At 39.9% G+C, this 8,845-nt stretch carries 6 protein-coding genes; 2 read left to right on the top strand and 4 right to left on the bottom strand.

The genetic code is table 11. The features are described 5' to 3' along the window. Positions 1 to 1,841, bottom strand: a 1,841-nt coding sequence (locus EP57_RS16910; RefSeq protein WP_241480699.1) for a pectate lyase-like adhesive domain-containing protein, incomplete at its 3' end; no start/stop codon positions are given. Between the two features lie 339 nt (positions 1,842 to 2,180). After that, positions 2,181 to 2,840: a cyclic nucleotide-binding domain-containing protein gene (locus EP57_RS16375; RefSeq protein WP_052167525.1), complete on the bottom strand. Its 660-nt coding sequence runs from the start codon at positions 2,838 to 2,840 to the stop codon at positions 2,181 to 2,183. Positions 2,841 to 3,238: 398 nt separating this feature from the next. On the opposite strand from EP57_RS16375, the gene EP57_RS03305 reads away from it, so the two are divergent. After that, the gene (locus EP57_RS03305; RefSeq protein ID WP_159106410.1) at positions 3,239 to 4,744 is read left to right on the top strand and encodes an AcpB/EbpR/MafR family transcriptional regulator; all 1,506 of its coding nucleotides are present in this window, start codon (positions 3,239 to 3,241) and stop codon (positions 4,742 to 4,744) included. Positions 4,745 to 5,051: 307 nt separating this feature from the next. After that, positions 5,052 to 5,771, top strand: coding sequence for an SDR family NAD(P)-dependent oxidoreductase (locus EP57_RS03300; RefSeq protein ID WP_036084237.1), 720 nt, complete (start codon positions 5,052 to 5,054; stop codon positions 5,769 to 5,771). An 84-nt stretch (positions 5,772 to 5,855) separates the two neighbouring features. Here EP57_RS03300 and EP57_RS03295 read toward each other — a convergent pair whose 3' ends face one another. Together EP57_RS03295 and EP57_RS03290 are read right to left on the bottom strand one after the other, a co-directional pair. Beyond that, the gene (locus EP57_RS03295; protein ID WP_036084236.1) at positions 5,856 to 6,527 is read right to left on the bottom strand and encodes a hypothetical protein; all 672 of its coding nucleotides are present in this window, start codon (positions 6,525 to 6,527) and stop codon (positions 5,856 to 5,858) included. Positions 6,528 to 6,847: 320 nt separating this feature from the next. Then, the coding region (locus EP57_RS03290; protein WP_052167524.1) for an LPXTG cell wall anchor domain-containing protein at positions 6,848 to 8,845 on the bottom strand (1,998 nt) is incomplete at its 5' end.

Genomic DNA, 8,845 nt, shown 5'->3' with positions numbered 1-8,845 from the left:
ACACCAGCATTATTTTTTATCTCAATCGTTGCATTCGGCTCTGCTGTTCCTTCTGCAGTTGTTGATTTTGTTGTTAACGCTGAAATCGTTGTCTGGTCAAGGTCACCTTGTGTTACAGTCGTGGTAGCATGAGAAGTTGCTGTTCCTTTTGTCGCTGTTGCCGTTACTCTTGTACCTACATCTTGTTGTGAGATTGAGATACTATACTTGCCGTCTGATGCTACTTTTCCTGAACCAATAACTTCGCCATTTGCTTTAATTTCGATATCTGCATTTGGTTCTGCTGTTCCTGTTGCTGTTTTTGAATCTGTAGTTAGGGCAGCAATTGTTGTTTGTTCAATAGAAGCTTGGATAACTGTCGTTGATGCAGAAGATGTAATGCCATTCGAGTCAGCTGTTGCTGTTACGACTGTTCCTGCTGCTTGTTTCGCAATGGTAACCTCGTAGTAACCGTCAGATCCAACACTACCAGAACCCAAGACTGTTCCTGCTGCATCCTTAATTACGATGTTCGCATTTGGCTCTGCTTGGCCAACCACTTGTGTAGAATCTGTTGTAAGATCGTCAATGGTTGTTTGGGCGATATTTGTTAAGGCATAGCTACCACCAAATAGTTTCCCAGTGGTTTTACTTACAAATTGGGATTGGAATTGCGCGCTGTTTGACGTTAAGTTCGTTTGACTTAGAGTACCTTTATCGTAACCATATAAGTCAAATGTTGCTGTTTTAAAGTCGCTGTAATTGTGTGTTGGCTTTGCGTCAGAAACCAAACCATAATCCCAAGTAGATAGTCCTCTATCGGAATTGATGTTAATTTTAGTAGAAGCACCAGCATAGTTCGCAAAAACAGATCCTGCAGCATTCGTATTTGTAATGGCAAAATTCGAACCATTCTCAAATGTTAATGCTTTACCTGTTTGTACTGTTCCTTGCAGACCATTAGAAGTCGCATTGAAATCCGCTCCTGTTTGAACTGTCAAACTACCATTTGTAATAGAAATAGCTTCTTCAACCGTACTACCTGCATAAGCCTTGAATTTAGCGCCTGTTTTAACGTCCATATTCCCGCCAGTAGCATAAATGGCTTGCATTGTTGCAGATCTCAAATCTAGATTTCCAGCGATAGAAATTTGTGCACTGGTATTCGCTACATAAAGCGTATACGACTTCGAATCAACTTTCATACTCGAATTGGCTTCTTGTGTTAGATTTCCAGTTACGTAAAGTGACGTTCCATTAGAATTAACAGAAGAGAAATCAACGTTTGCTCCCTCTTTAACGATCAAGTTCTTTCCTTGAAAAATTTCTTCAAGATTGGCAGTTGCTTTAATATTTCCTTCTAAAATAGTTGTACCTAGATTATTGTACATAAATTGGTCACCGCTAGACGTTACGTTCTTGTATGTGACTTGTACGCCAGCAGTTTCTGACCAGAACAATGGATAAATACTTTGGTTCGTGATTGTTAAATCTTCAACACGGTTGACAGAATCTGCTTTGGCAATACCAATGTTGTACTTATTCATATCAAGTGTGTGCCCGTTACCATATAGATTTTTTTGTGTTGTGAAGCTAAAAGTAGCTGTTACTTTAATATCTGCCATTAATTTAATATCTGTTATCGTTTTACTATCCAAGGCTGCTTTTAGCTCTGCGAATGTGGATACCTCTGTTGCGTTAGCTGGTGCAGCAGTTGGTGCGGCCTCTGCCACTGCATTTTTAAGTGCTTCTTCACTTGCGAATACGTTAACTGGTAGTGTACTTAGTAGTGAGCTCCCAACCAATACGGTTGCTAAAGCGATCGTTCCACTTTTTCTGACAATGTTATTTTTCGTTGACATTAACTAATGTCCTCCTCTTTAAATTATTATTCGTATTTATAGTTGCGCAACTATTTTTTTCAGACTGAATTCAAAAGCTTAGCTTGAATCAATCGGACTTTGTCGTTTTCCCATCATCATACATCCTTTCTTGCTTAAGAATAATTAGATATACCTGAAGATTCCATTACCAAAATCGACAAACTTATAAAGTTTTAGCTACTATCCAAGTGAGATTTGCTAGTAATTACAATATAGCCTTTGGTTACTGTATCCATTTTATCTTTTCGCCTGTGCTCGATTTTGTTAGCGAAAGTAAAGCAACTCTCATCTCTTTTCAGTTTGATTATTTTAGAGGAACTAAAAACCTATAGAACTTATTAAAATATTGTTCCCAACAGCGTTGATATCTCCTCTTTTTTCCAATAATTGTAATCTTTGCGCGGTGTACTTTCTAGATGTTTTACTAAAACTTGCAATTTTATTTTTATTGATATAGCGAGGTAAAACAAAACTATTGTCTTCTACTTGCTCGCCTAAACAATGTCCTAACTCGGCCAGAGAAAAATCAAATCGTTCTTCTACCGATAAATCATACTTGCGACTATCGTTCATGACATACATGAGCTTGTTGGCAGTCATTTGGAGGATTAGCTCCATATATGAAGGTTTAATAGACGAAAAATTCAAAAAGAATTCTTTGCTTACTTGTATTATCTTGCATGAAGTGATTGCTTTATACTCTGGCAACCATTCTTGCTGTGTGTCATTGCGGATTGGTTGCACAAATAAAACTTCACCTTCACGAATAAAATCAGTAATATTTCCGTTACCGCATTCGGTCTGTATAACACCTGTCATTATGATAAATAAGTTCTTCTTAATCAGTTTCTTGTCTAAGCATTCATTTCGTAACAATTTAAGTTCCTTTACATCATTACTACTCAGCTTATTCATTTCTAAATCTTGAACCATATTCATAACCAGTCCAAATAAATGTGTGTCTTTGTAGAGATTCATGTTCCACCTCCTTTAATATTTCTGTATTCATATATTAGCACGGTTGATTTTTTTATTTTGGGCTCGGTTCTCATTTTTCTTCCTAACATTTGTGGATTTTGTGAACTTTTTATGTAATACTTTCTTTTCCACAAACACTGTGCTAATCAACTACTGTAAGTGTAATATATTTCGTGCCTTGATATTTATTTTAATTAACCATTACTTTTGATGAATTTTAAGCACATCTTACTGAGTAATTTAAAATAAGTTACAAAAGATGCCGTTTTTATTCTGCTTAGTTTCAATAATCTAAAAAAAACTATAAAATTCGTATCATAATTAATGCTATTTCAGCATATAATCCTATTAATTGGGTATTGTTATAAAAGTTCTTTTAAGGAAGGAGTATGATGGACTTGCACTATAAAGTAGAGGATTTATTCTTGCGCACGGAAGATCGGCGGATTTTAGAGCTTACGGAGTATTTAAACCATACTGGGGATTGGGTTACTGCGAAGGATGTGGCTACTAGATTAGACTGCTCCACGCAAACGGTCTATGCCTATACTGAAAAACTCGATTACTTTATTGCTCAAAATGATTGGCCGCTCACATTAGAAATCGCGAAAAGTAAAGGGATTCGTTTAACAGTTAGTACTGATTTTTATATCGGCACCATCCGTCATCACTTAATTACTTCTTCTGTGGTGTTCAAATTTTTTGATGCTTGCTTCCATGAAAATTATTTCCGATCATTAACAGCATTTGCAGAGGAGAATTTTATTAGCATTCCCTCACTTAATACGTATCTTTCTGATTTCCAAAATAAAATTGCGCCTTATCTTGTTCGAATTGATCGTGCGAACTTTAGGCTTATTGGTGAGGAACATCATATTCGCTATTTCACTTCCACCATATATTGGCATTGTTCCAATGGGTTGAAGTGGCCTTTCAAAAACATTTCTCGCGAACAGATGCTGCCATATACAGAGCGCTTTAAAGTAGCTTATCAACTCGATTTTAATAATATTGTTCGCGAAAAATTGCTATATCGCATTGCTGCGTGTAAAACTAGAACAATACACGCGCATTTTATTCCTGACCAATCGAACATTAACGAGTTAGTACTTGGGCATCCTTATTACCGAAATGTTGTCGCCATCCATCGCGATATTTATGCAGAGCTTGATCCTGTGCATACTAATTTAGAAAGCTCCTTTTTGTTTGCCATTTTTCAGACATTTGCTTTTTTTGGTGCGGAGACCGATTATTTACAAGACACGATTCATTTCCACCAACAAAAAAACACGCTTAGCTGGCAAAAAACAAAAAAATTCTTAGATGAATTCAGTAAAGTGTATCCAAGGGAGGCTCATCTTGTTCATACTTCTCGCGTTCTTGGCTACCTACTTTTTATTCAAACACGCTTATTTTTATTTTCTAATACGCAACCGGACTATTATTATGAAGATTTTATAGCGTTGCAACAAAAATACCCAGCCTTTTCAAATTCTATTAGTGCTATTATTGATTCTCTCTATAGATCTGAAGACGGAGCAAATACTAACGAAAAGAAACTTGTTTTCCTGCAAAAAACAACGCGTTTACTTATAAGCTTAATACCTGTCATTAAGTATGAGCCTATTATTTATGTTTTAATTGCCTCTGGAGATAGTAGCGTTTTTGTTGATTATGCCATGTCTGAGCTTCGTAGACACTTTGATTTCAATTTTCATTTTCTTTATAATATGGAGGCTTATCTTGAATGCGATCTTGTTATTGCCGATTCTTACTTTCCAGATTTCGAAGGTTCGCAGAAACTTATCTATTGGTCACCTGCCAATCATAGCTCCAATTGGAATGCTTTAAATACGAAGCTGGTGGATATTCGAGATAAGAAAATGAATCGCCCGGAAGTATAAGTCTCCCAATTATCAAGCGATTTTTCCCGCTCAACGGCTGGTTCAATAAACCGATTTTTCTGGTCCACAGCTGCCCTCTGATGAATTGGAATACAGTGACATGTCGACTAGCAAGTAAAATTTTTTTCATATGCTTTAGTCTCTCCTTTTTCATGTCTATTCAAAAATTATAATAGATTACTCCTAACAAAAAGAAACAAATGTAACCCGTTCTCTGTTTCCACTAAAAAAAGATATGCTAAAAATTGATTAGCTCCCTATTGTGGTTTATAGTAAGAACCATACAAAGAACAGGAGATGAAAAGTGATGGCAAAGAAAGTTTTTATTACCGGAGCGAACAAGGGGATTGGCAAACAAGTCGCATACCAAATGGGAAAGAACGGCTGGACCGTTTTGATAGGCGCACGTGATGAAAGCCGAGGACTTGCGGCAGTAGATGAGCTTAAAGCTGAAGGCATTGATGCGGTCTATGTAAACATTGATTTGCAACATCCTGAAACCATTTCATCCGCGGTAAGTGTCATTAAGTCACAGCATTCTGACTTAGCTATGCTGATTAATAACGCGGCTATTCCAGGTGACATGAGAAAACCTGGCTATGAGTTTACCTTGGATGAACTACGAGAAGTTATGGAAACGAATGTATTTGGCACATTTGATCTTACGCAGCAATTACTACCTGTGCTTGAAAAAAATAACGGCCGAATCTTAAATGTATCTATCCCCATTGGCATGTCAGACTTCTTTAATCCATTTGCTTACAAGATGAGTAAAGCAGCGTTAAATACGATAACACAAAGCTTAGCGCAGAATTTTTCACAGGCCGCCAAACCTATTGAAATTTTTGCTATCATGCCTGGTGGAACAACCACTGATTTAAACGGAAATATGACTGGCGATTTCATGAAAACAGCCCCTGAAGCAGGAAAATTAATTGCCGATATTATTTTTGACGGACAAAATCACAATAGCGAAATTATTAATTTCAATGGTAAAGTAGCTGATTATAATAACGGTTTGTTTTAATTGCTGGGTGGTGAAACTAAAAAATAAGGAGCAAAACCAACAATCTAGTCTGCTCCTTATTTTATATATTGGTTTGTATTTAAATCAACGCGGTGTGAAATATACGTATTGTTTGTAAGTCTGCTTGTTGTACTTCACAACGACTTCTACTTTTACTTTGTATCCTTTTGCGGCTGTGCTAATGTTGAATTTATTCGGGGTGCCGACTTTGCCGGATATCTTTGTGTTCTTAGATTTATAGTGAATAGTGCCTGTATATGCTGTGTTTTTTGGTACGCCGGAGACATTTAATGTGACTATACTGCGTTGTTTAGGCGCTGTTGTGCTGAGTGTTGCTTTCACTGGGTTCTTGGCTGCTACGGGTTTTGCAACTGGCTTAGTTGCAGCTCTTGGAGTGAAATACGCGTTTTGTTTGTATGTTTGTCGATTGTATTTGACGGTTACTTCTACTCTTACTTTGTAACCTATCGTTGCTGAGCTGATTTTGATATCGTGGGGTGTGCCTACTTTACCGTAGATAGTTGTTTTTGTGGTTTTATAGTGGAGTACTGCGGTGTATGGTGTATTTTTGGGTACACCTGATACGTTCATTTTTACAGTGCTGTATTGTACTGGAGTTGTTGTGCTAAGAGCAACTTTGACTGGGTTTTTAACCGCGGCCTCTGCTTGCACACTTGAAACATCTGTCAATCCTGCTGAAATTGGCGATACGACAACCATGATTGCCATTAAAAGTAACGCTATTTTTTTCTTCATCGACGTGTTTCCCCTCTTGAATAAGTATTATTTTTCACAAACGAATACACACATTATATTACCACAGTCGGCATTTTTTGCAACTTTAAACGACAAAAGGAGTAGCTTCAAGGACCGACCGCTTTAATGGGCAATAAAAATTAGACTCGATAGCTTCTTGTTTGGCTTGCATTAACTAAGCAAATCTTGCTCCATGCAAAAAGCATCTCCTGTTAAATTCATTGTATCTGAATTCAACAAGTGATGCTTTTTTAGTTTGTTCTGATAGTAGTGTTTCAGTTCACGTGTTATTACAAACACGAGGGTGTTTCTATTGCTTCTTATTTTTTACGGCGTAGTAAGAACGCGCCAAGTGCAGCGAATAGTCCACCGAATAAAATAGTGTTGCCTGTTGTGGTATCACCTGTTTTTGGTAGTTCTTGTACGGGATCGCTGACGCTGGAAACGATAGGGTCAGCTACTTGTACAGGGGCTGGTGTCACGGGTGCTGGTACTACTTGCATTGGTGTTTCTGGAGCTGCTGGAATGACTGGATCGACAGGTTGGGCTCCAACAAGAACTGTGATGGTGATTTGTGTTTCATTGCCATCAGCGTCTGTCACGCTATACGTCACGTGGTAAATGCCTGCTTGTAGTGGGTTCACATCATTGGCGATGATTTTGATGCTGCCTGTCAAATCGCCATCTTCTAAGTCTTCTGCCGTCACACCTGCCATTGGATCAAAGGCTTGGCCGTAAGCGAGTGTTTGGTCTGTCGCGTGGATGACTGGTTTTTCGTTCGTTAGGACCGTTACGGTGTACGTTGCTTCCGTCGTGTTTCCATCAGAATCCGTCACGCTGTAAGTGACGTGATACACGCCAGCTACATCTGGATTCACGTCATTCGCCGTCATTTCGATGGTGCTTGTGATGTCGCCATCTTCGGTGTCACTTGCAGTTATGCCTGCCATTGGATCAAACGCTTTTCCTGCTTTGAACGTCACATCTTGCCCATGAATCACAGGCGCGTCATTGCTTAGAATCGTTACCGTGATGGTTTTTTCTGTTTCGTTGCCATCGGAATCTAAGACGCTGTATGTCACGTGGTATTCGCCTGGCACGTCGATGTTGATGTCGTTTGCGATGATTTTGATGTTCGCTGTCAAGTCGCCATCTTCTAGGTCACTTGCCGTCACGCCTGCCATTGGGTCCACGCTACGGTGTGCTTTTTGTGTGATATCTGCGGCTGTGATAACTGGTTTTTCGTTCGTTAAAACAGTAATGGTAATTGTTTTCGTTGTTGTGTTGTCATCCGAATCTGTCACGCTGTATGTTACGTGGTACGTTCCTGCTTGATTCGCATCGACATCGTTGGCTGTGATGGTCACGTTTGCCGTGATATCGCCATCTTCGGTGTCACTTGCGGACATGCCAGCTAGTGGATTGAAGCTTGCGCCTGCCTTGAATGTTTGGTCGCTTGCGTGAATGACTGGCTTATCATTCGTACGTACATAGACGTGGCGTGTTATTTTCGTTGTGTTGTTATCGGAGTCCGTCACGCTGTATTCAACGGCATACGTGCCAGCTTGCGTCATATCGACGTTGCTGCTGTCGATATCAATGCGGTCTGTCAAATCGCCATCTTCCGTATCGCTTGCCGTAATGCCTGCGTACGGGTTGAATTTGTCGCCGACTTTCAAGTAGACGTCGCTGGTCGTGAAGGTTGGTGCGTCGTTGCTTGTGATGGTCACGGTGATCGTTTTCGTCGTCGTGTTGCCGTCGGAATCCGTCACGCTGTATGTCACGTGGTACGTGCCCACGGTGTTCGTGTCGACATCATTCGCCGTTACCGTAATGCCGCTCGTCACGTCACCATCTTCCAAATCACTCGCACTCACGCCTGCCATCACATCAAAGGCTTTGCCTTTTTTGATCGTTTGGTCGCTGGCTACAATGACTGGTGCATCATTACTTGTCACCGTCACCGTAATCGTTTTCGTTGTGGTATTGCCATCCGAATCCGTCACACTATACGTCACATGATACGTACCAACCGCTGATGTATCCACATCATTCGCCGTCACGCTCACGCTACTTGTTACGTTGCCATCTTCCGTATCACTCGCCGATACACCTGCCATCGGATCAAAGCTACCGCCTTTTTTCAACGTTTTGTCCGATGCCGTAATTACCGGGGCGTCATTACTTGTCACCGTCACAGTAACCGTCTTCGTCGTGGTATTACCGTCAGAATCCGTCACGCTATACGTCACATGGTACGTTCCAACTGCCGATGTATCCACATCGTTCGCCGTCACTGTCACTTTATCCGTCACATT

The sequence above is a fragment of the Listeria booriae genome (genome assembly GCF_000766865.1).
GTDB classification, from domain to species: domain Bacteria; phylum Bacillota; class Bacilli; order Lactobacillales; family Listeriaceae; genus Listeria_A; species Listeria_A booriae.
Note: the sequence above shows the minus strand (reverse complement) of the source record. Positions and strands in the feature narration are given on the sequence as shown.